Origin of the sequence: Cryobacterium sp. 10S3, assembly GCF_034344045.1 — a bacterium.
In the GTDB taxonomy this organism is placed as follows: Bacteria; Actinomycetota; Actinomycetes; order Actinomycetales; family Microbacteriaceae; genus Cryobacterium; species Cryobacterium glucosi.
The window spans coordinates 3,315,640-3,336,890 of record NZ_CP133773.1; the positions used below are offsets into that span (position 1 = coordinate 3,315,640).

General features: G+C 70.3%; 23 protein-coding genes and 1 tRNA gene. 16 read left to right on the forward strand and 8 right to left on the reverse strand.

Annotated elements, in window-relative coordinates; genetic code table 11:
* Positions 1-38 precede the first annotated feature (38 nt).
* Positions 39-111: transfer RNA gene (locus RHM57_RS15395), tRNA-Trp, on the reverse strand.
* 145 nt (positions 112-256) lie between these two features.
* On the opposite strand from RHM57_RS15395, the gene RHM57_RS15400 reads away from it, so the two are divergent.
* From RHM57_RS15400 to RHM57_RS15420, 5 genes are all read left to right on the forward strand, one after another.
* Positions 257-1,498 (forward strand): pyridoxal phosphate-dependent aminotransferase, encoded by a 1,242-nt coding sequence (locus RHM57_RS15400; RefSeq protein WP_416173093.1) that lies wholly within the window; start codon positions 257-259, stop codon positions 1,496-1,498.
* A gap of 94 nt (positions 1,499-1,592) precedes the next feature.
* The gene (locus tag RHM57_RS15405; RefSeq protein ID WP_322188554.1) at positions 1,593-2,552 is read left to right on the forward strand and encodes an ABC transporter ATP-binding protein; all 960 of its coding nucleotides are present in this window, start codon (positions 1,593-1,595) and stop codon (positions 2,550-2,552) included.
* Entirely contained in the window at positions 2,549-3,412 is an 864-nt protein-coding gene (locus RHM57_RS15410) for an ABC transporter permease (protein WP_322188556.1), read from the forward strand. The genes RHM57_RS15405 and RHM57_RS15410 overlap by 4 nt, the downstream gene beginning before the upstream one ends.
* 42 nt (positions 3,413-3,454) lie before the next feature.
* Positions 3,455-4,702: a sensor histidine kinase gene (locus RHM57_RS15415; RefSeq protein ID WP_134446675.1), complete on the forward strand. Its 1,248-nt coding sequence runs from the start codon at positions 3,455-3,457 to the stop codon at positions 4,700-4,702.
* Positions 4,699-5,322: a response regulator gene (locus RHM57_RS15420; protein WP_134446674.1), complete on the forward strand. Its 624-nt coding sequence runs from the start codon at positions 4,699-4,701 to the stop codon at positions 5,320-5,322. The genes RHM57_RS15415 and RHM57_RS15420 overlap by 4 nt, the downstream gene beginning before the upstream one ends.
* Positions 5,323-5,358: 36 nt before the next feature.
* On the opposite strand, the gene RHM57_RS15425 is transcribed toward RHM57_RS15420, so the two are convergent.
* Together RHM57_RS15425 and RHM57_RS15430 are read right to left on the reverse strand one after the other, a co-directional pair.
* A complete protein-coding gene (locus RHM57_RS15425) occupies positions 5,359-5,994 on the reverse strand; it encodes a response regulator transcription factor (RefSeq protein WP_322188559.1) in 636 nt (211 codons plus the stop codon).
* 147 nt (positions 5,995-6,141) lie between these two features.
* Positions 6,142-7,662, reverse strand: coding sequence for a PspC domain-containing protein (locus tag RHM57_RS15430; RefSeq protein WP_322188561.1), 1,521 nt, complete (start codon positions 7,660-7,662; stop codon positions 6,142-6,144).
* A gap of 112 nt (positions 7,663-7,774) precedes the next feature.
* On the opposite strand from RHM57_RS15430, the gene RHM57_RS15435 reads away from it, so the two are divergent.
* Positions 7,775-9,466 (forward strand): PspC domain-containing protein, encoded by a 1,692-nt coding sequence (locus tag RHM57_RS15435; RefSeq protein ID WP_322188563.1) that lies wholly within the window; start codon positions 7,775-7,777, stop codon positions 9,464-9,466.
* 9 nt (positions 9,467-9,475) lie between these two features.
* Positions 9,476-10,156 (forward strand): hypothetical protein, encoded by a 681-nt coding sequence (locus RHM57_RS15440; protein ID WP_322188565.1) that lies wholly within the window; start codon positions 9,476-9,478, stop codon positions 10,154-10,156.
* Between the two features lie 153 nt (positions 10,157-10,309).
* Here the strand turns inward: RHM57_RS15440 and RHM57_RS15445 are convergent, their stop codons facing one another.
* From RHM57_RS15445 to RHM57_RS15455, 3 genes are all read right to left on the reverse strand, one after another.
* A complete protein-coding gene (locus RHM57_RS15445) occupies positions 10,310-11,458 on the reverse strand; it encodes a UDP-N-acetylmuramate dehydrogenase (RefSeq protein ID WP_322189881.1) in 1,149 nt (382 codons plus the stop codon).
* Positions 11,459-11,561: 103 nt separating this feature from the next.
* On the reverse strand, positions 11,562-12,002 hold the full coding sequence (locus RHM57_RS15450; protein ID WP_134560347.1) for a MaoC family dehydratase: 441 nt from the start codon (positions 12,000-12,002) through the stop codon (positions 11,562-11,564).
* Entirely contained in the window at positions 11,999-12,445 is a 447-nt protein-coding gene (locus RHM57_RS15455) for an FAS1-like dehydratase domain-containing protein (protein WP_134446663.1), read from the reverse strand. The genes RHM57_RS15450 and RHM57_RS15455 overlap by 4 nt, the downstream gene beginning before the upstream one ends.
* Before the next feature lie 29 nt (positions 12,446-12,474).
* Here RHM57_RS15455 and RHM57_RS15460 point away from each other — a divergent pair, with 29 nt between their 5' ends.
* The 3 genes from RHM57_RS15460 (at position 12,475) to RHM57_RS15470 (ending at position 14,448) form a co-directional block, all read left to right on the forward strand.
* The gene (locus RHM57_RS15460) at positions 12,475-12,933 is read left to right on the forward strand and encodes a GNAT family N-acetyltransferase (RefSeq protein WP_134560349.1); all 459 of its coding nucleotides are present in this window, start codon (positions 12,475-12,477) and stop codon (positions 12,931-12,933) included.
* A 50-nt stretch (positions 12,934-12,983) separates the two neighbouring features.
* A complete protein-coding gene (locus tag RHM57_RS15465; protein WP_134446661.1) occupies positions 12,984-13,610 on the forward strand; it encodes a HEAT repeat domain-containing protein in 627 nt (208 codons plus the stop codon).
* A 70-nt stretch (positions 13,611-13,680) separates the two neighbouring features.
* Positions 13,681-14,448 carry an SGNH/GDSL hydrolase family protein gene (locus tag RHM57_RS15470; RefSeq protein WP_134446889.1) on the forward strand — a complete coding sequence of 256 codons (768 nt, stop codon included), beginning with the start codon at positions 13,681-13,683 and terminating at the stop codon, positions 14,446-14,448.
* Positions 14,449-14,620: 172 nt separating this feature from the next.
* Here the strand turns inward: RHM57_RS15470 and RHM57_RS15475 are convergent, their stop codons facing one another.
* Together RHM57_RS15475 and RHM57_RS15480 are read right to left on the reverse strand one after the other, a co-directional pair.
* Positions 14,621-15,562, reverse strand: coding sequence for a carbohydrate kinase family protein (locus tag RHM57_RS15475; protein WP_322188568.1), 942 nt, complete (start codon positions 15,560-15,562; stop codon positions 14,621-14,623).
* Positions 15,559-16,554, reverse strand: a complete 996-nt coding sequence (locus RHM57_RS15480) for a LacI family DNA-binding transcriptional regulator (protein WP_134446887.1) — start codon at positions 16,552-16,554, stop codon at positions 15,559-15,561. The genes RHM57_RS15475 and RHM57_RS15480 overlap by 4 nt, the downstream gene beginning before the upstream one ends.
* A gap of 188 nt (positions 16,555-16,742) precedes the next feature.
* On the opposite strand from RHM57_RS15480, the gene RHM57_RS15485 reads away from it, so the two are divergent.
* From RHM57_RS15485 to RHM57_RS15510, 6 genes are all read left to right on the forward strand, one after another.
* Positions 16,743-17,840, forward strand: a complete 1,098-nt coding sequence (locus tag RHM57_RS15485; RefSeq protein WP_134446659.1) for a substrate-binding domain-containing protein — start codon at positions 16,743-16,745, stop codon at positions 17,838-17,840.
* Positions 17,841-17,932: 92 nt separating this feature from the next.
* Positions 17,933-18,979: an ABC transporter permease gene (locus RHM57_RS15490; protein ID WP_241975475.1), complete on the forward strand. Its 1,047-nt coding sequence runs from the start codon at positions 17,933-17,935 to the stop codon at positions 18,977-18,979.
* On the forward strand, positions 18,976-19,782 hold the full coding sequence (locus RHM57_RS15495) for an ATP-binding cassette domain-containing protein (RefSeq protein ID WP_134446658.1): 807 nt from the start codon (positions 18,976-18,978) through the stop codon (positions 19,780-19,782). The genes RHM57_RS15490 and RHM57_RS15495 overlap by 4 nt, the downstream gene beginning before the upstream one ends.
* Positions 19,779-20,105: a putative quinol monooxygenase gene (locus tag RHM57_RS15500; protein WP_134446657.1), complete on the forward strand. Its 327-nt coding sequence runs from the start codon at positions 19,779-19,781 to the stop codon at positions 20,103-20,105. Before RHM57_RS15495 ends, RHM57_RS15500 begins: the two co-directional genes overlap by 4 nt.
* 71 nt (positions 20,106-20,176) lie before the next feature.
* A complete protein-coding gene (locus tag RHM57_RS15505; protein ID WP_134446656.1) occupies positions 20,177-20,845 on the forward strand; it encodes a histidine phosphatase family protein in 669 nt (222 codons plus the stop codon).
* A gap of 43 nt (positions 20,846-20,888) precedes the next feature.
* Positions 20,889-21,209, forward strand: a complete 321-nt coding sequence (locus RHM57_RS15510) for a DUF6458 family protein (protein ID WP_416172960.1) — start codon at positions 20,889-20,891, stop codon at positions 21,207-21,209.
* The last annotated feature ends 42 nt before the right edge of the window (positions 21,210-21,251 follow it).

The window sequence follows — 21,251 nt, forward strand, 5'->3', positions numbered from 1 at the left end:
TACACCTTTCATGGGCCGACGGAAATGCCACCGACTTGCAGGGCGGACAGGACTCGAACCTGCAACCTGCGGTTTTGGAGACCGCTGCTCTACCAATTGAGCCACCACCCTATGCAGCCGGATCGCCATGCGAACTCACACCACCCCCCCGAAAAATACTCGAGAAAAAGGCGCAAAAAAGCATGGCAGATTTCAACTACCTCGATCAAGTCTAGGTCACACCGGCACGACTGTAAAGCTGGGGCCGCCGGGGCGGATGCTGGCCGCGCGGGTGCGGCCACCGTATGCTCGTTCTGTGGCTCACGAACTCAAGCGAATCTCTACCCGGATCGGCTCCATCGCGGAATCGGCGACCCTCAAGGTCGACAGCAAGGCCAAGGCCCTGCAGGCAGCCGGTCGACCGGTGATCAGCTTTGCGGCGGGTGAGCCGGACTTCCCGACGCCCGCGCACATCGTCGAGGCGGCGCTTCTCGCCGTGCGCGACCCGAAGAACCACAAGTACACGCCGGCCGCGGGTCTTCCCGACCTGCGCGAGGCCGTCGCGGCGAAGACGCTCCGCGACTCCGGCCTCGCAGTCTCCCCCGCCCAGGTGGTCATCACCAACGGCGGCAAGCAGGCCGTCTACCAGGCCTTCGCAACCCTGCTCGACCCGGGCGACGAGGTCATCGTGCCGACCCCATACTGGACCACGTATCCGGAGTCGATCCGGCTCGCCGGCGGCGTGCAGGTCGACGTCTTCGCCGGAAGCGACCAGGGCTACCTCGTCACGGTCGAGCAGCTCGAGGCCGCCCGCACCGAGCGCACCAAGGTGCTGCTCTTCGTTTCGCCCTCCAACCCGACCGGCGCGGTCTACTCTCCGGAGCAGACCAAGGCGATCGGCGAGTGGGCGGAGGAGCACGGCCTCTGGGTCATCACCGACGAGATCTACCAGAACCTCACCTATGACGGCGTGCGCGCGGTCTCGATCGTCGAAGCCGTTCCCGCCCTCGCCGACCGCACCATCCTCGTCAACGGCGTCGCGAAGACGTACGCGATGACCGGCTGGCGCCTCGGCTGGATGGTCGGCCCGCTCGATGCCATCAAGGCGGCGGCGAACCTGCAGTCGCACCTCACCTCGAACGTGTCCAACGTGTCGCAGCGCGCCGCGATCGCCGCGCTCACCGGCCCGCAGGACGACGCGATCGCGATGCGGGAGGCCTTCGACCGGCGCCGCAGGCTCATCGTCTCCGAGATGAACAAGATTCCCGGCATGGTCACGCCGACGCCGCAGGGCGCGTTCTACGTCTACCCGAACGTGACCGGGCTGCTCGGCCGCACCTGGGGCGGCGTCACGCCGACGACCTCCCTCGAGCTCGCCGACCTGATCCTCGACCAGGCCGAGGTCGCCGCTGTTCCCGGCGAAGCGTTCGGACCGAGCGGGTACCTGCGCTTCTCATACGCGCTCGGCGACGACCAGCTGCTTGAGGGCATCCGCCGCCTGCAGCGCCTCTTCGCCTGACGTCGCAGCCGGCCCCGCATCCACCGACCGGTGGATGCCAGGGTCGGCCGGGCGGACGCTTACGTTCCCGGGCCTCTGGTGGGATTCTTTCGGTATGAAGACCACAACTCCCGCGAGCAGCTCAGACCCCGTCGTGCGCGTGCGCGACCTGCACAAGTCCTACGGCGCGTTCGAGGCCGTCGCAGGCATCAGCTTCGACATCCGGCCAGGGGAGACCTTCGCGCTCCTCGGCCCGAACGGCGCAGGCAAGAGCACGGTCATCGAGATCCTCGAGGGCTACCGCGATCGCACGAGCGGTGAGGTGAGCGTGCTCGGCACCGACCCGCAGCACGGCGGCCTCGACTGGAAGGCCAGGCTCGGCATCGTGCTGCAGTCGACCGGCGAGAGCGGCAACGTCACGGTCGCCGAGCAGCTCGCGCACTTCGCGAGCCTCTACCCGAACCCCCGGCGGGTGGCGGAGGTGATCACGGCCGTCGGCCTCGAGGACAAGGCGAAGACCCGCATCAGCCGACTGTCCGGCGGGCAGCGCCGGCGGGTAGATGTCGCGCTCGGCATCATCGGCCGGCCCGAACTGCTCTTCCTCGACGAACCGACCACGGGGTTCGACCCCGAGGCACGTCACCAGTTCTGGGACCTCGTGCGCAGCCTGAAGGCGGAGGGCACCACGATCCTGCTCACGACCCACTACCTCGACGAGGCCGCCCAGCTCGGCGACCGCGCCGGGGTGATCACCGGGGGCCGCCTGATCGACATCGGCGCGATCAACGAGATCGGCGGGGCAGAGGCCCGGGTGCCGCTGGTCCGCTGGCGGGATGCCGGAGGGGAGCCCCACGAGATCCGCACGGACCAGCCTGGCCGGGTCGTCGCCGAACTCGTCGCTGCGGGCGGCACTGCGGGCGGCGCGGAACCGGCCGAACTCGAGGTGATCCGCCCGAGCCTCGAGGACGTCTACCTCGGTCTCGTGCGCGAGAACCGCGCGGAAACCACTGCGGCGGCGTCCGCTGGTTCAGCTTCTGCTTTTGCTTCTGACGACAGCACGGAGGTGCTCGCATGACCGCGATCGACACGACTGCCGGGACCGGCAGCATCCGCTCGGCCCGCCACGGTGTGCTGAGGCTCGGCCTCGCCCGGGTGTATTACGAAGCGCGTATGTACTTCCGCACCCCGGACAGCGTGTTCTTCACGTTCCTGTTCCCGTTCATCATGCTCGCGATCTTCACGGCCGCCTTCGGCTCGGCAGGCAACATCGGCAGCGCGCCCGATGGCAGCGGCGGCGTCAGTGTCGGCGCGTATTACCTTCCGGGCATGCTCGCGGCGGGGATGCTGCTCTCCGGGGTGCAGAACCTCGCGGTCGACATCGCCGGCGAGAAGAGCGACGGCACTCTCAAACGGCTCGGCGGCACCCCGCTGTCCCCGCTGAGCTACTTCATCGGGAAGATCGGGCAGGTGCTCGTCACCGGCACGATTCAGGCGGCCCTGCTGATCCTCGTCGCGCGGTTCGTGCTCGACATCGCCCTGCCGACCGACCCGGCCAAGTGGTTGACCTTCGCCTGGGTCTTCCTGTTCGGTGTGATCGCCTGCGCGTTCCTCGGCATCGCGCTCTCGGCGCTGCCGCGCTCCGGCAAGAGCGCGACCGCCGTCGTGATCCCGATCGTGCTGATCCTGCAGTTCATCTCGGGCGTCTACCTGCAGTTCTACGTGCTGCCCGACTGGATGCAGAACGTCGCGAGCCTGTTCCCGCTCAAGTGGATGGCGCAGGGGATGCGCTCGGTGTTCCTGCCGGACAGCTTCGCGAGCCTCGAGCAGAACGGGGTCTGGGACCTCCCCCTCGTCGCGCTCAACCTCGGCATCTGGCTCGTGGTCGGGCTCGTGCTCAGCAGGGTGACGTTCCGCTGGATCCGCAAGGAAAGCTGAACCGATGTTCCCCGGTCACGGCGAGCGTGGGAGGCTGGGCGCATGAGGATTCCGGCCATGACGACCCTGCGCTGGTGGGACGTCGCCGTCGGCGGGTCACTGCTGCTGATGGGGGTGCTCGCGGCCGCCGACCAGTACCGGTACGGGCACGAGCTGTCGCGGATCGGCGCGCTCGCGACGCTCGTCGCGATCGGCATCGGCTATGTCGGTTTCGGACGGCGCGCGATCGCCTGCCCGACCGGACGGACCGGTTCGGTCGCACTGGCCGCGACCGTCTTCCGCGGAGTGCTGATCGTCGGCGTGGGCGTCGCAGCGGCGTTCAATCCGAGTCTGGCGACGCTCCAGGCGATCGCCTTCCCGCTGCTCTGGACGCTCACCGATTCCTTCCTCGTCTCCGTCGCCCTGAGTGCGCTCCTCGCGGCATCGGCGGGGGCGGGTCTCTGGCTGGGCATCGGCGGCACTCCCGCGGCCCTCGGGCAGGCGTATGCCACCGAAGGGATCTCCTTCGTGTTCGCGATCGCGATGGGCGCCTGGATCACCCGCATCGCCCGCGACGGCAGCACCCAACGGCGTCTCTACGAGGAACTCAGCCTCGCCCAGGACGAACTCGCCGCCCTGCACAGGGACGCCGGGAGCGCGGCCGAACGGGAACGCCTCGCCAGGGAGATCCACGACACCATCGCCCAGAGCCTGACGAGCCTCGTGATGCTCGCGCAGCGCGCGGGGAGCGAGCTCGGGCCGGACAGCGGGGCGAGGCCCACCGTCGAGCTCATCGAAGACACCGCCCGGCAGGCCCTGACCGAGGCGCGCAGCCTCGTCGCGGCGATGTCGCCCGTGCGGGTCGGAGATTCGACCCTGGCCGAGACCCTGCGCCGCCTCGCCGGGCGCTTCGAACGCGAGACCGGCATCCAGGTGCGGGTGATCCTCGCCGACACCGGGCTCGACGGGCTCGACCGGGAAAACGAGGTCGTGCTGCTCCGCTGCGCCCAGGAAGGCCTCGCGAACGTGCGCAAGCACTCCCGCGCGGGGGCGGCATCCGTTCGTCTCGAACACGTCGGCACGGATGCCGTCCTCACCGTGACCGACGACGGTCGCGGTCTCGGCGCCTATGCTCCCGCCCAGGAGAACGGGTTCGGCCTCTCGGGGATGCGCGACCGGCTCGCCCTCGTCGGTGGCCGGCTCACGGTCGGCGCCGGTGAGCGCGGCGGCACCGTACTGCGGGTGACCGTGCCGGCGGCGGAAGCCGGGCACCCCACGATCTCCGTCGAATCGGCGAGGCACGAGCGATGATCCGCGTCATCGTGGCCGACGACCACCCGATCGTGCGCGGCGGTATCGCGCTCCTGCTCGGCGGCGCCGGCGACATCGAGGTCGTCGGGCAGGCAGGGAACGGCGAGGAGGCCGTCGCGCTCGCGGCCGCGCTCAACCCCGACCTCGTGCTGATGGACCTGCGGATGCCGCTGCTCGACGGCGTCGCGGCGACCGCGCTCATCGTCGCGGCGAACGAGCGGACCCGGGTGCTGGTCCTCACGACGTACGAGAGCGACGACCAGATCCTCGCGGCCATCGCGGCCGGAGCGAGCGGGTACCTGCTCAAGGCCGCGCCCCAGGCGGAGATCATCGAGGGCGTGCGCTCGGTCGCGCGCGGCCAGACCGCGCTCGCACCGTCGATCGCGGCGATGCTCGTACACCGGGTGCGCACGGATGCCGCGCCGGCTCCGCGCCTGTCTGCCCGCGAACTCGACGTGCTCCGGCTTGTGTCGGCCGGCGAGAGCAACCCGCAGATCGGCCGGTCCCTGTTCATCAGCGAGGCGACCGTCAAGACGCACCTGCTGCACGCCTTCGAGAAGCTCGCGGTGAGCGACCGGACCCGCGCCGTGACCCGGGCGATGGAACTCGGGCTGCTGTAGCCCGGCATCCGCCGCCTGCTTGGCTCGGCAGTGGGGCTAGAGCAGCTTGCGCTCGAGCGCCCAGGCGGTGAGTTCGTAACGGGAGGAGAGCTGCAGTTTGCGGAGCACCGCTGAGACGTGCGTCTCGACGGTCTTCGGCGAGATGAACAGGCTCCCGGCTACCTCCTTGTAGGTGTAGCCGCGGGCGATCAGCCGCATGACCTCCTGCTCCCGCGCGGAGAGGCGGTCGAGTTCTTCCGTCGTCTCTGCGGTCTCGCCGGCGACCGCGCCGAACGCGTCGAGCACGAACCCCGCGAGCCGGGGCGAGAACACGGCGTCGCCGTCGGCGACCCGGCGGGCGGCCTCGGAGACCTCGGCCCCCGATGAGCTCTTGGTGATGTAGCCGCGGGCCCCCGCCCGGATCACCCGGACCACGTCGTCGGCGGCGTCGGAGACGCTCAGCGCGAGGAACAGGGTGTGCGGCGCCCGGTGCGCGGCGTCGTGGATGACCTCGCTGCCGCCGCCACCGCGCCCGCCGGGCAGGTGCACGTCGAGCAGCACCACCCGCGGCTGCAGTGCGACCACGAGCGCGATCGCCTCGTCGACCGTCGCGGCCTCACCGAGCACGCGGATGTCCGCGTCCAGTTCGGCGCGCAGGCCCGAGCGGAAGATCGAGTGGTCGTCGACGATCACGACGGGGAGACCGGCGGTCGAGGCGGGCAGGGTGGGCAGGGTGGGCAGGGTGGGCAGGGTGGGCAGGGTGGACGGGGTGGAGCGGGGTGGGCGGGGTGGGCGCGCTTCCGGGATCGGTGCCGGGGCCTGGGGTGCCGTGCGGCTCGCTCATGGGCGGCTCCCGTCGGCATCCGCTGCCGCGGGCAGGGTCCGGTCGGGGTGAACCGCTTCGACGGAGTTTTTCGGGTCTTCGATCGTTTCCGGGCCGCTCAGGTGCGTTGTCATCACAAAGTCCGTCGAATTGGTTGGGTGCGGGAGGGCAGGGTCTGCGGGAGCGGGCGCCGTGGGCAGGGTGAGCAGGATCTCCGTGCCCGCGCCGCCGGGGCCGGGGCGCACGAGCGCGGTGCCGCCGAGGCGGCGCATCCGCCCGATGACGGACTCGCGGACGCCGTGCCGGTCGTCCGGCACGTCGTCGAGCCGGAAGCCCGGGCCGCGGTCGGTCACGCTGAGGCTCACCGCGTTCGCGCCCGTCTCGAGGTAGACGGACACCGGCCCGCCGGAGTGCCTCGCCGCGTTGAGCATGGCCTCGCGCCCCGCGGCGAGCAACCCCTCGGGGGCTGGGCCGAGGCTCGAGCCCGCACTCACGATGTCGAACTGCACCGGGAAGTCGGCCTCGAGCTCCGCCCCTATCCGGCGGAGGGCCGTCGGGAGATCGACGTCGGGGATGCCGCCGGCCCCGCCCGCACCGGCATCCGTTCCTGCGGCAGTACTCGCGGCCGAGCCCGCGGCAGTGCCGAAGCCGGTCCCGGTCCCGGTGAAGAGCCACTCGCGCAGCTCCCGCTCCTGGGCGCGGGCGAGCCGGGCCGCGTCGCTCTGCGGCCCGGCCTTCTGCTGGATCAGTGCGAGCGTCTGCAGCACCGAGTCGTGCAGGTGCGCGGCGATTTCGGCGCGCTCGGCCTCCCGCGCCCGTCCCGCGCGCTCGTCGGCGAGGTCGCGCGAGAGCCGCACGAGCCACGGCGCGATCACGACGACGACGCCGAGCAGCACCGAAGCGGATGCGATCACGACCGTCCACCCGTCGGGGCTGTCACTCGTCACGAAGAACAGCAGGATGCCGACGGCGACGAGCACGAGGGCGCCGAGCGCGCGCACGAGCAGGGCGGACGAGTGCTGCTCTGAACCGCCGCGGATGTCCGCGAACTGCCGCCAGGCGAGCGCGGTCCCCGACAGCACGACGATCGCGGGGATGACCACGGCGAGCGGGATGTCGGCGCCGAGCCGGCTCGCGACGAGAGTGAGACCGGCGGCGAGGAGCGCGAGCCCGAGCAGGATCTCCGTGATCGGAGCCGACCGGGCCGAGGACGCGGCGGCGGCGGCTCGCTCGGCCGCGGCATCCGCGGGACCGCCGAGGCCGTGGCGGGAGCCGGGGGAACCGGCGTACCCGGGCGCCGGCCGCGCGAGGCTCGCCTTGGGGAGCTCGGCGGCCCCGAACCGGACGGGGTTCGCCGTCGCGGTCGGCGTCGTCACCCAGAGCCAGGCGTAGAGCAGCGCGCCGGCCCCGCCGGCCAGGACGAGCAGCAGCGTCGCGGTGCGCACCACCGTCACGGACAACCCGGTGTGCTCAGCGAACCCCGCGCAGACGCCGGCGATGATCCGCTGGCGCGGCCGGGACATCCGCTCAGTTCTCATGTCTTCATCCAAGCACCCCGAAGGCCGCCCCGATCCGGTACGGCCAGATCTCAGGGTCCGTTCAGGGTTCTCCCCCATAGCAGCGCGCCATCGCGGGTGGTTGAGTGAAGTTATGACCGATCAACCGCGTAATCCGACATACCCGGCCGGCCCGGGCCCGTCGGGTCCAGACCAGCTCACCCGTTTCTTCGACTGGATCCGCCGCAGCGGCATGGTCCGCGGCGCAGACCGCTGGTTCGCCGGGGTCTGCGGCGCCATCGCCGGCCGCACCGGACTCGACCCGATCATCGTGCGCGGCATCGCGTTCGTGCTCGCCGTGCTCGGGGCGCCCGTGCTCTTCGTCTATGCGGTGGGCTGGGCGCTGCTCCCCAACGCACTCGGCCGCATCCATGCCGAGGAAGCCCTCCGCGGCCGCTTCGAGCCCGCCATGATCGGGATCGGCGCCGTCCTCCTCCTGACCGTCGTGCCGTTCACCCGCGGATTCTGGTGGGACGGCCCTCCCGCGGCCTGGGGCATGCCCGGCTGGCTGAGCACGTCGCTGAGCGCAGCGTGGGGCCTCGCGGTCGTTGCCGGCATCGTCTGGCTCGTGCTCTACCTCGTGCGCCGCGGTCCTGGCAGCGGCGGGTCTTCCGGCGGCGGAAACGGTGGCGGAAACGGTTCCGGTCCGGGCGAGCGCCCGCGCCCCACCTCGGGCTACGGCTCAGCGGCGGATGCCGGTTCGACCCCGCCCGCGCCCGGCGCACCCCCCGTTCCTCCGGCTCCGCCGGCTCCACCCGCGCCCGGCGCCGCGGTCTCTGCCGGCACCGCCGGCCCGGCCGCGTCCGCCGGCTTCGCTCCCCAATCGTCGTGGATCGCGACGCCTTCCGCGACCGAGAATCCGTACCAGGCCGACTACCGGAACCGGAACGGGATCCCGTCGGCGACGCCGGAGACCTACCCTGCGGCATCCGCTTACCCGGGCGCACCGGGCACGCCGGCAACCGCCGCGTACCCGGCGACCGCGGCGAGCGCGACGGCGGCGAACCAGTCCTGGCAGGAGCAGAACCGGGTGCGCTCCGAACAGAACCGTGCCTGGCGCGAGCAGAACCTCGCCTGGCAGGAGCGCCAGCGCCAGCGCCAGGCCGAACACGCCGCCTGGCGCCGCGGCCGCCGGCCGAGCGCCGCCCTCTCGGCGATCACCCTCGGGTTCGCACTGCTCGCCGGGGCGATCGCAGCGTTCGTCTACGCGCACGGGGTCTGGTCGAACTCCGCGTTCGTGCTCGGCCTCGCCGTCGCCCTCGGCGTCGCGGCGATCGGGATGATCGTGTCCGGCATCCGCGGCCGGGAGAGCGGGGCCCTCGGCGGGCTCGCGTTCCTCGCCGCGCTCACCCTCGTCGCCCTCGGCTGGATGCCGCAGGGCACCCAGTTCGCCTTCGCCGGCACCCACAACTGGGCCGTGCCCTCGTCCTCGGCCGGGGCTCCCCCCGGCTACGCGATGTTCGCCGGCACTCCGACCGTCGATCTCAGCGCCCTCGACAACGCCCCAGCTAAGGACGTCCGAACGGTCGACGTCTGGCTCGGATTCGGTGTGACGACGCTCGTGCTGCCGAGCGACCGACCCGTCGAGGTCGAGGTCAACCTCCTCGCCGGCGTCGTGACGACCGGCGGCGAATCGGGCGACCCCGAGCGCGCCGGCGTCTTCATCCGCGACGTGCGCACCGTCAACGCCACGGATGCCCGGGCCGTCACCCACGTTCGGGTCTGGTCGTTCGCCGGCCAGGTCGACCTCACCCAGTCCGGCGCCCGCGTCGGCACCGCACGCTAGGAGTCCGCCATGACCGATCCCGTCACCCCGTCCACCGGTTCGGGCCGTCCCGGCGGTTCCGCAGAGCCGCCCGCGACCGGCGAATCGCCCGAGTCCGCCGGCTCCCCCAAGACCACCGCATCATCCGATTCCGCCGCACGCGAGACCGCGGTGCTCCCCCTCAACGCGACCATCCCCTTCCCGATCTCGGAGGCCGATACGGAAGTGCTCCCGTTCGACACGACGGACCGTTCCGGAAACGCCGAGACCGAAGTACTCCCGGCCGAGCCGGTCATTCCGGAGTTCGCCGCATTCACCGCACCGCGGGAAAGCGCGATGCCTCTGGCACCGAGTGCCGCTGCGAGTGCGAGTGCGACACCTCCGTCCGGCTCGACGCCGCCGCCCGCACCTCCGACGCCGACCGCGCCGACTGCGCCGACTGCGCCGACTGCGCCGACTGCGCCCGCTTACGCGGCTCCGGGCGCGACCACCCCGGAGACATGGCCGACGGCGCCGGCGCGGCGGAGGCATCCGCTCTTCGGCACGATCTTCTGGGGAACGGTGATGCTCGCCTTCTCTGGCTTCATCATCTACCGCACGATCGTGCCCGGCGAGACCGACCCCGCGCTGTGGCTGCTTGGCGGCGTGATCCTGATGGGGCTCGTGCTCATCGTCGCGGGGATCGCCGCGGCCGCTCGCCGCGCGACCTGACCGGCCCCGAGTTCGGACTCGGATGCCGGTTGAGCGCCCCGCCCCGTCCCGCGCGCCATTTCCGCCGCTACGCTACCGGCATGCCTGGCGCGGAGCGGCGCATTTGGCGCGTGGGAGCGGATGCCGGCAGGCGCGCGGCAGCGAAACCAGGAACTACAGGCCGAGGCCGACGAGCACAGGCTCCGGCTGCAGGATCACGCCGAACTCCGCCTGCACGCGCTGCTGCACGAAGCGGGCGAGCTGGGCGATCTCCTCGCCGCTCGCGCCGCCGGTGTTCGTCAGGGCGAGGGTGTGCTTGCTCGACACCGCGGCGCGGGAGCCGGGCAACCGGAAGCCGCGGGAGATTCCGGCATGCTCGATGAGCCAGGCCGCGCTGAGCTTGACAAGCGGAACAACCTCGACCGCGCCGGGCACGGGGCCGATCCCGTAGTAGTCCTCGAGCGGGATCACCCGGTCGGGAAGCTCGGGGTCGTCCAGCGGCCAGCGCGGCGCGGACTCCGGCAGGGTCCGCGAGAAACTCAGGGAGACGATCGGGTTCGTGAAGAACGAGCCGGCGCTTGTCGCATCCGGGTCGCCCGGGTTGAGCAGCATCCCCTTCGCGGCACGCAGCCGCAGCACGGTCGCGCGCACGTCCGCGAGCGGCACCCGGTCGCCGACATGTACGCCGAGGGCGTCCGCGAGCTGGGGGAAGGCGAGGGGGCGGCTCAGCGCTGCCCCGAGAACGGATGCCTCGGCCTCGGTGTCCCACAGCTCCAGCTCGACAGCCACGACGAGGCCGCGGAGTCCGTGCTTGAGCAGCGACGTGCGGTAGCCGAGCTCGAGTTCTGCGGCGGGGATGCGGCGCCGTTCGCCGCTCTCGTAGTCGAGGAAGTCGATCGCGACGAGGCTGTTGGCGAGTTCCTGGCCGTATGCGCCGATATTCTGCACGGGCGCGGCCCCGGTGGAACCGGGGATGCCGGAGAGGGCTTCGATCCCCGACCATCCCTGCGCGACGGTGTGGGCGACGAGATCGTCCCAGGGTTCACCGGCCTGGACCCGCAGGATCACGCGGTCGGCGGAGCGCTCGACCGTGATGCCGCGGGTCAGCACTCGTACGACGGTGCCGTCGAATTCGGTGTCCGCCGCGACGGTGTTCGAGCCGCCGCCGAGCAGCAGCCAGTCCTCGCCGGACGCCCAGGCGTCCTGAACGGTCTCGATGAGCTCGTCCTCCGTCTCCGGCGCGAGCAGGAACAGCGGTCGCCCGCCGGTGCGGATCGTGGTGAGGTCGGCGAACGTCGTCGGCGCAGCATCCGCCGGCACCATACCGGCGGTCACGCCGTGCCCGGCGTCCGTTTCGGCCTGCCCGGACGCGGGCGCCGACGCTGGTGCGGGCACCGAACCGAAAGCGGGGTCCGTCATCGGGGGCCTAGGCGAGCGAGACGCGTGCCTGCGCCTTGCCGAGGACGGTCTGGTCGTTCGCGGTGACCGTGAGGTCGATGCGCACGATGCCGGCATCCGCTTCGATGCGGCCGACCTTCGCGACCACGGACACGACGGCGCCGAGCGTGGGATCGACGAGCACCGGGCGGGTGAAGCGCACCTGGTAGTCGATGACGCGGGCGGGGTCGCCGGCCCAGTCGACGACGGGTTGCACGGCGAGGCCCATCGTGAGCATGCCGTGGGCGAGCACGCCGGGCAGGCCGACGGAGACGGCGACGTCGTCGCGGTAGTGAATGGCGTTGAAGTCACCGGATGCCCCGGCGTACCGCACGAGGGAATCGCGCGTCAGCGGGAAGAGGCCGGTGGCGACGATCTGGCCGAGGGTGAGCTCATCGAGTGCGGGCGTGGCCGCGGGTTCCTGGGTCATTCGTCTCCCCTGACGACGAGGGTGGATGTCGCGGTGACGACGTGGGCGCCGGTCGCGTCGACGACGCGGGACTCCGCTGTGACCATCGAGTGGCCGCCGAGGCTCTTCACGCTTGCGACGGAGAGGGTGGCGGTCAGTTCGTCACCGGCGACGATCGGGCGGCTGAAGGTGAAGCGCTGCTCGCCGTGCACCACGCGGCTGAAGTCGATGCCGCCGTCGGGCTCGGCGAGGAGCTGGGCGAGGGTGGCCTCCTGGACGACGACCGCGAAGGTCGGCGGGGCGACGACGTCGGCGTAGCCGGCCGCTCGGGCGGCCGCCGGGTCGTGGTTGATCGGGTTGCGCGCGAAGACGGCACGGGAGAACTCCCGCACCTTCTCCCGACCGACGAGATAAGGGGCGACGGGCGGGAAGACCCGGCCCTGCAGTTCGGGGTTGACAGACACACGAGGAGTTTACCGGGCAGACTGGATCCGTGGAATTTGTACGCGTACGCCTGACCGACGCCGAAGTGGTCCCCCTGTTGAGCGATCTCAATCGCGAATACACGCTGCGGTACGGCGGCGGCGATGACGTTCTCGAGGACAAGGCCGCGGATTTCGCGGCACCCGATGGCGGGTTCATCGTGCTGCGCGAGGGCGACGTGACCGTCGCGGGCGGCGGCATCCGTCGGTTCGATGCCGACACCTGCGAGGCGAAACGCCTGTGGACAAGCCCCGCCTACCGCAGGCAGGGGTACGCCGCCGCGGTTCTCGGCGCGCTCGAAGACCTCGCCCGCGAGCTCGGCTACTCCCGACTGCGCCTCGAAACGGGCTACCGGCAGCCGGAGGCTCTCGCCATGTACCGCAGCCTCGGCTACACCGAGATCGGCAACTACGGCGTCTACGAGCATGCGACCGGCTTCGAGCGGATGCTGGGCGCACGCACGATGTGACGCGGCCGTAGTGGCCCCGTGGCCTCCCGGGCAGTACCGTGGGGAGTGCTATGCATAACAAATTAGAGCCACACCCCGACCTTCCCATCGACCTTCCGACGGCCGAGCGCATCCACGCGGCCGTCGAGCACTACGGCGAGACCGCGGTGGTCGACAGTTCCGTGGCCTTGTTGCGCGCCAAGAACGCCGGCAAGGACTTCCTTCTGTACGCCGGCGGCCGCCACGCGCTCGGCATTCTCGAGGGCGCCCCTGCGCTGTACTGGCCCGAGCTCTGGGGCGCGCGTGCGCTGCTCTACGTCTGGGGAGAGTCGGCCGCGCCGTACATCGTCGTCGGGCTGAACAACCAGGCCTGGCGGGTGCGCGAGATGTGCGCCCGCGTCGTGCAGCTGCGCGAGCTGCAGGTCGCCCCGAAGCTCGTGCGTCTCACGACGGACGAGGTGCCGCGCGTGCGCGCCGCCGCCCTGCACGCGCTCGCCGCCCAGGGCACCGAGGAGAACCTCCCCACGATCGTGCAGCGCCTGCGCGACCCCGACAAGGAGGTGCGCCGCGCCGCCCAGCAGGCCCGCGATGTGCTGCAGGAACGCTGGCAGCTGTCCCGCGACCCGAGCCAGGGCGAAGAACAGACCCACGGCACGAAGCACAGCCACGGAACGAAGCACAGCCACCCCGAGCGCTGACCCCAGCCGCGGGCGGGTAACATCGCGCTGGTGACGGATGCGGGGCACGCCCGCAGCAACAGGGGGTCGGATGTACCAGCGCTTCATCGCCATGGGCGACAGCTTCACCGAGGGGGTCGGCGACGAACTCCCCGACGGGCGGTTGCGCGGCTGGGCCGACCTCGTCGCGCTCGGGCTCGCCGCGGCATCCGCTGCCCCGGTCTCGTACGCGAACCTCGCCGTGCGCGGCCGGTTGCTCGGCCCGATCGTCGCCGAACAGCTCGAACCCGCGCTCGTCCAGGCGCCCGACCTGCTGTCCATCTGCGGCGGCGGCAACGACATGATGCGCCCGCGCGTGGAGATTTCGCGCGTGGTCGGGCTGATGAGCGAGGTCGTCGAGGCCGGGCTTGCGCACGGCGCGCACATGCTCGTGCTGAGCGGCGGCAACCCCTCGAAGCAGCTCCCCCTCGGTGCGCTCATGCAGCGCCGCGGCGACCAGCTCGCCGACGCCGCCCGCGCGGCATTCACCCGGCCCGGAGTCACGCTCGTCGAGAACTGGGCGGATGCCCGGCTCACCGATACCCGGTACTGGTCGGCGGACAAGCTGCACCTGAACGCGAGCGGGCACACCCTGATCGCGTCCAATGTGCTCACGGCTCTCGGCGTACCTGTTCCTGCGGAGTGGTCGGCGACGGATGCGTCGGGGGCCCCTGCGGCCCCTCCGGCCCAGCGGATGCGCACCGCGGCTTACTACCGCGGCTACGTGTTGCCGTGGATCGGGCGGCGCCTGACCGGCAAGTCCTCCGGCGACGGCCGCGAACCCAAGATCCCGCTCCTCACGGCCGTCGACCCCGCCTGAACGACCCCCGCACGCCCTGAGGTGTCGCATATCGACGTTCCTGAGCCTTGGGAACGTCGATCTGCGACACCTCACGAGGCCCGCCACCCACGCGCTGAAGTGTCGCATATCGAGGTTCCTGAGCCCCGGGAACGTCGATCTGCGACACCTCACGGCCGCTCGGCGGCGCGGCTCAGAGGGCGGGCGGCACGCGGAGCAGGGCTCCCTCCGAGCGGCAGGTCGCGGCCGCGATGCGCATGGCGCTCGCGAGCAGATGTTGCCAGCCTGCGGCATCCGTCGGGACGCCGTCGCTGAGGAAACTCTGCACGCTCGACGCCAGGGTCGCGTCGCCGCCGCCCATGGTGTCGACGACCGCGCCGGGCAAGGACGCGATCAGCTCGCTCACGAGCAGGCCGTCGTCGGTCTTGATCGAGGCCCCTGCGCGGCCAGCGGTCGCGAGCACGTGGTGCGTTCCGCTCGCGACGAGGCGCTCGCGCAACTCCTCGAGGCTGCTGCCGTAGAGGAGCTCCGCGTCCTCGTCGCCGACCTTGGTCAGCAGGCTGCTCGCTGCGGCGCGCTCGAAGTTCTCCACGAAGCGGGCCTTGTCGTGCAGCATCCCTGCCCGCGGATTCGGGTCGATCACGAGGCGGTGCTCGCCGTCGCCGACCGCGGCGAGGAACTCATCCGTCTGCGCGGTGTCGTCGAACGGGAAGCAGCTGACGACGACGAGCGGCGCGGCATCGAGGGCGGCGCGCTCCCGGGGACCGAATTCGATGCGCCGCTTCTGCGCGGCCTCGTTGAAGGCATATCTCGGCTCACCGTCGGTGCGGTCCGACGTCGCCCGGGAGCTCCCGAAGGGTCCGGGCGTCGCGATCAGCTCCACGTCGTAGCTGGCGATGAAGTCCCGGAGCACGGCGCCGTCTGCGTCGTCGCCGACCATCGCGATCAGGGTCGTCGGCACGCCGAGGATGGCGAGGCCGACGGCGACGTTGAGCGCCGCCCCACCGGGGAACTCCTGCACTGAATCGGGTTCGCGCATCTCGTCGATGAGCGCGTCGCCGACGACGACGACGCGCGGGCGGGTCGCCCCCGCACCCGCAGTCTCTGTGCCTGGCGCTGTCTGGTTTTCTGTCATTTCGGTCTCATCTCCCCTGATCCGCGAGTGATCAGCTCGGTTGGTACAACATAGGTTCTCCCGGCGGAGCGGTCTCCGTCGAGTCGGGCAAAGATCCGTGCGGCAGCGAGCCGGCCGATCTCGTGCGGGTTCTGCGCGACGACCGTGACGCCCGGTTCGAGCAGGTCGGCAAGAGGCACGTCATCGAAGCCGACGAGCGCAACCGTGTGGTGTGCGCCCCGCTCGCGCAGGCCGCGCACCGCGCCGATGGTGATGAGGTTCTGGCTGCTGAACACGGCGGTCGGCGGATGCTCCGACTCGAGCAACGCGATCAGCGCGCGGTTCGCGGCGTCCTCGTCGTGCAGGCCGGTGATGACCGGGATGTCCGCGGTCGCGACCCCGGCCCGCCCGAGTTCTTCGAGGAACCCGCGGCGGCGTTCCTGCGCCGTCTGGATGTCGGCCCGGTCGCCGAGGAAGGCGATCCGCCTGTGCCCGTACGAGAGCAGATGCCGCGTCGCGGCCGCCGCACCCGCCGCGTTGTCGCTCACGACGACATCTGCTTCGACGCCGGCCGGCTCGCGGTCGACGAAGACGACGGGAGTGCCGCGGCGCAACTCGGGCAGGAGGTAGCTCTGGCTCTTCGACACGGTCGTGAGGATGAGGCCGTCGACGCGACGGCGCAGGAACGCGGACACCGCGACTTCTTCACGGTCGGGGTCGTCGTCGAGGCTCGACGCGAAGACCGCGACTCCGCGGGCGTTGGCCGCGTCCTCGACGGCGCGGTGCATCGCGCCGGAGAACGGGTTGCCGACGCTGCCGACGAGCAGGCCGAGGGTGCTGCTGCGGCCGTCGGCCCTGCGCAGGTTGCCCGCATGCAGGTCGGGGTGGAAGTCCAGGCTCTCGGCCGCGGCACGCACCCGGGCGATGGTGGCGGGCGACACATTCGGTTCACCGTTGATCACCCGGGAGACGGTCTTCACGCCGACCCCGGCGAGCGCTGCAACGTTCTTCATCGTGGGGCGGGCACGCGGGTCGACGACGTCCACCGGGCTCGCAGCCCAGTCTTCCGGTCCTGACATCGATGTCACAGTTTGGTCTCCGCCTCACGATTGCACTTGACCTTATTACATTCACCGCTGAAGATGATCACTGACATCGTTGTCAGGGAGCACCCTCCCCCCTAGCAAGAGGAGATTCAAAGATGAATCGCACCACCACACAATCCACCGTCACGCGGATGATTGCCGCCGCTTCGGTCGCCACGCTCGCCACGATCGGCTTCGCCGGTTGTTCCTCGAACGCCTCGAGCAGTTCCACCACGGGGGCCGCCTCCGGCCCGATCGGCGTCTCGCTCATCGTCAAGACCACCACCAACCCCTTCTTCGTCGCAATGGAAGACGGCGCCAAGAAGGCCGCAGACGCGGCCGGCGTCACCCTCACTCTCGCTGCCGGCAAGGCAGACGGCGACGAGGCGAGCCAGATCACCGCCGTCGAGAACGCCATCTCCAAGGGCGACAAGGGCATCCTGATCACCCCGACCGGCCCCAGCGTCGAGGACGCGCTCGTCAAGGCCCGCGCCGCCGGCCTCTTCGTGATCGCGCTGGACACGCCGCCGACGAACAAGGATTCCGTCGACATCACCTTCGCGACGGACAATTACCTCGCCGGCCAGGACATCGGCAAGTGGACCGCTGCAAAGCTCGCCGGCCAGAAGGCCACCATCGCGATGCTCGACCTCTTCGGCGACAAGATCGTCTCGGTCGACGTCAACCGCGACCAGGGCTTCCTGGACGGGATGGGCATCAACACGGCCGACAAGGCCAAGAACGGTGACGAAGCCAAGACCGGAACGTACAGCGGCGGCGACTACGAGATCGTCGGCAACGAGCCCACGAACGGCGCGGAGGACGGCGGCCGCACCGCGGCCGAGACGCTCCTGAGCAAGAACCCGAACATCAACGTCGTCTACACGATCAACGAACCCGCAGCTTACGGCGCCTACCAGGCGTTCAAGGCGGCGGGCAAGACCGACATGATCGTCGTCTCGATCGACGGCGGCTGCGCGGGCGTCAAGCAGGTCAAGGACGGCATCATCGGTGCGACCGCCCAGCAGTACCCGGTCAAGATGGCCGAACTCGGCGTGCAGGCGATCGTCGACCTGATCAACAAGGGTGCGAAGCCGACCACGAGCCCCGGCCTCGACTTCTACAACACCGGTGTCGCGCTCGTGACCGACGCCCCGCAGACCGGGGTCGACTCGATCGACACGACGAAGGCATCCGGCATCTGCTGGGGTTAGCCAGAGCCGCTACCGCTCCCGTGGGGTGCCGAGAATCGATTCCGGCATCCCACGGGGCTTCCCTGTAGGCGTTTAGGAAACCGGAGCCCATCGTGACCCAGCCCACCCAAACCGCGAACCCGGCAACGGGCCCGCATGACCTGGCCGAGGAATTCCTCGACCGCACCACTCCCCTCAGCCGGCTGCGCGGCCTCATGCACCGCTACCCGGCGATCAGCCCGGCCGTCGTGCTCGTCATCGCGATCATCGTGTTCGGGATGCTCAACGAGCGGTTCCTCAACCCGGCCAACCTCTCGCTCATCACACAGCAGGTCGCCGTCGTCGGCACCCTCGCCATCGCCCAGACCCTGATCATCCTCACCGCGGGCATCGACCTTTCCGTCGGCGCTGTGATGGTGCTCAGCTCGATGGTGATCGCCCAGTTCACGGTGCAGAACGGCGTCTCGCCGGTCGTGGGCCTGCTCGCGGGGCTCCTCGTCGCACTCGCGGCCGGCGCCTTGAACGGCTTCCTCGTGACGCGGCTGCGGCTTCCCCCGTTCATCGTCACCCTCGGCACCCTCAACGTCTTCGTGGCGCTCACGCTGCTGTACTCGAACGGCGCGACGGTCCGCGGCGGCGACATGCCCGACCTCCTCACCTGGACGGGGACCACGTTCTCCATTGGCGGGGTCAACTTCACGATGGGCGTGCTGATGATGCTCGTCCTCTACGTCGTGATCGCCTTCATCCTCTCCCAGACCGCATGGGGCAGGCACGTCTACGCCGTCGGCGACGACAAGGAGGCTGCCCGCCTGGCCGGCATCAGCGTCAGCCGGGTACTCATGAGCGTCTACCTCGCCGCCGGGGCGATTCTCGCGATCGGCGCCTGGATCCAGATCGGCCGCAGTAACGCGGCCTCGCCGAACGCGGGCACCGACCTCAACCTCGACTCGATCACCGCCGTCGTCATCGGCGGCACGAGCCTCTTCGGCGGCCGCGGAACGATCTGGGGCACCCTGCTCGGCGCCCTCATCGTCGGCGTCTTCCGCAACGGGCTCTCCCTCGCCGGACTCGATGTGCTCTGGCAGACCTTCGCGGTCGGCGTGCTCATCGTCCTTGCTGTCTCCGTCGACCAGTGGATTCGAAAGGTACGCAAATGACCCTCCTCGATGGCAGCACATCGTCGGCCGCAGGACCGTCCGTGGTCCGAGAGCCGATCCTCACGGCAACGAAGCTCGTCAAGACCTACGGCCGCGTCGTCGGCCTCGACGGGGTCAGCCTCGAGCTCTACCCCGGCGAGGTCCTCGCGATCATCGGCGACAACGGTGCGGGCAAGTCCACCCTGATCAAGTGCCTGACCGGCGCCGAAGTCGCCGATGAGGGCGAGATCACCCTCGACGGGAAGCCCGTGCAGTTCAAGCGGCCCCAGGACGCGCACGCCGCCGGCATCGAGACGGTCTACCAGACCCTCGCCGTATCCCCGGCCCTCGACGTGGCCTCGAACCTCTTCCTCGGCCGTGAACTGCGGCGTGCGGGCCTGCTCGGTTCGGTGTTCCGCATGGTCGACAAGAAGGGCATGCGGAAGCGTGCGCGGCAGGAGCTGGCCGACCTCGGCATCAGCACCCTGCAGGACGTCACCGTCGCGGTCGAGAACCTCTCCGGCGGTCAGCGCCAGGCGGTCGCCGTCGCGCGCGCGGCGGCATTCGGTTCCAAGGTCGTCGTCCTCGACGAACCGACGGCGGCCCTCGGCGTCCGCGAGTCGAACCAGGTGCTCCAGCTGGTCAAGAACCTCCGCGACCGGGGCATCCCGGTCATCCTGATCAGCCACAACATGCCGCATGTGTTCGAGGTCGCCGACCGTATCCACATCCAGCGCCTCGGCAAGTGCGCCGCGACGATCACGCCGCAGTCGCACTCGATGACGGATGCCGTCGCGATCATGACCGGGGCCAGGAAGGCATGACCATCACACCGCCCACGCATCCCGGCGAGCCCGTCGCCCTGTACGCCGAATTCACCGCCCTCCCCGGCCGCGGGGACGAGGTGGCCGCGCTCCTCGCCGGCCTGACCGTCGACGTTCGCCGGGAGCCGGGCAACGTGACCTTCGACCCGCACCGCCGCGTTTCGGACCCGCTCGAGTTCTTCGTGTACGAGGTGTACCGCGACGCCGAAGCGTTCCAGGCGCACATCACGGCGGCCTACGGGGCCGTGTTCAACGCAGCCCTCGGCGACCTGATCGAGGGCGAGGGATCGGAGCTGACCTGGCTGACTCCTCTCACCGTCTGATTTCTGCGAGGGCCGGTCGTTGGGCATCCTAGAAGCGGATGCCCGACGACCGGGCGTCCCGAAAGGTAACCATGCGCCTCATCCTGATCCGGCACGGCCAGACGGTGTCCAACGTCGGTGGTCTCCTCGATACCGCGCACCCCGGCGCCGACCTCACGCCGCTCGGCCGTGAGCAGGCCGGGAATCTCGTGGCCGCCCTCGAATCGGTGACGATCGACGCCCTCTACGTCTCCACCCTCGTACGCACCCAGCAGACCGCGGCACCGCTCGCGGCGGCACGGGGACTCGAGGCCCGCGTCCGCGAGGACATCCGCGAGGTCGCAGCCGGCCACCTCGAGGGCCGCCACGACCGGGCAGCCGTTGACGCCTATTGCACGACGTTCCTGGCCTGGGCGAACGGCGACCTCGACACCGTGATGCCCGGAGGAGAGTCCGGCAGGGACACCTTCGCCCGGTTCGACCGGGTCGTGACGGAGGCCGACGATCTCGGGCACGAGACCGTCGCCTTCGTCAGCCACGGAGCGATCCTGCGCGCCTGGACGGGGTACTCCTGCAGCAACCTCCACGCCGGCTACGTGTCGGACAATCCGCTCAGCAATACCGGCACGATCGTCGTCACCGGTTCGCCGCTCACGGGGTGGACCGCGGAAAGCTGGATCGGCAGCGTCCTCCCCGAGGTCCTGACGAGTGCCCCCGCCTCGTCCGGACCCGCCGGACTGCCGGCGGACCGTGGATTCTGAGCGCGCCCACCGGTTCTCTTTTCGGTGTACCTAGGCTAATCTGATGCAACTGTACGACACCGGATCGCTCGGACTCGGCCTCGCCGCATCCCGAAGAATGGACAACACGATGAGCATTGGCGCCGGAATCTTCCTCCTTGTTGTGGGAGCGATCCTTGCATTCGCCGTCGATCTCCAGGTCGCAGGAATCGACCTGAAGACGATCGGTTACATCCTGATGCTCGCCGGACTTGTCGGAGTCATCCTCGGCATCGTGCTGATCACGCGGCGGCGACAGTCCGTTTCAACGACTCGGTCCGCCGTCGATCCTGCCAGCGGTGAACAGATCACCCGGCAGACGACCGAGCGCGACCCGCTGATCTGAATTTGCCAGGTTCGGGATATCCCGGCGAACCGAAACCTCGAC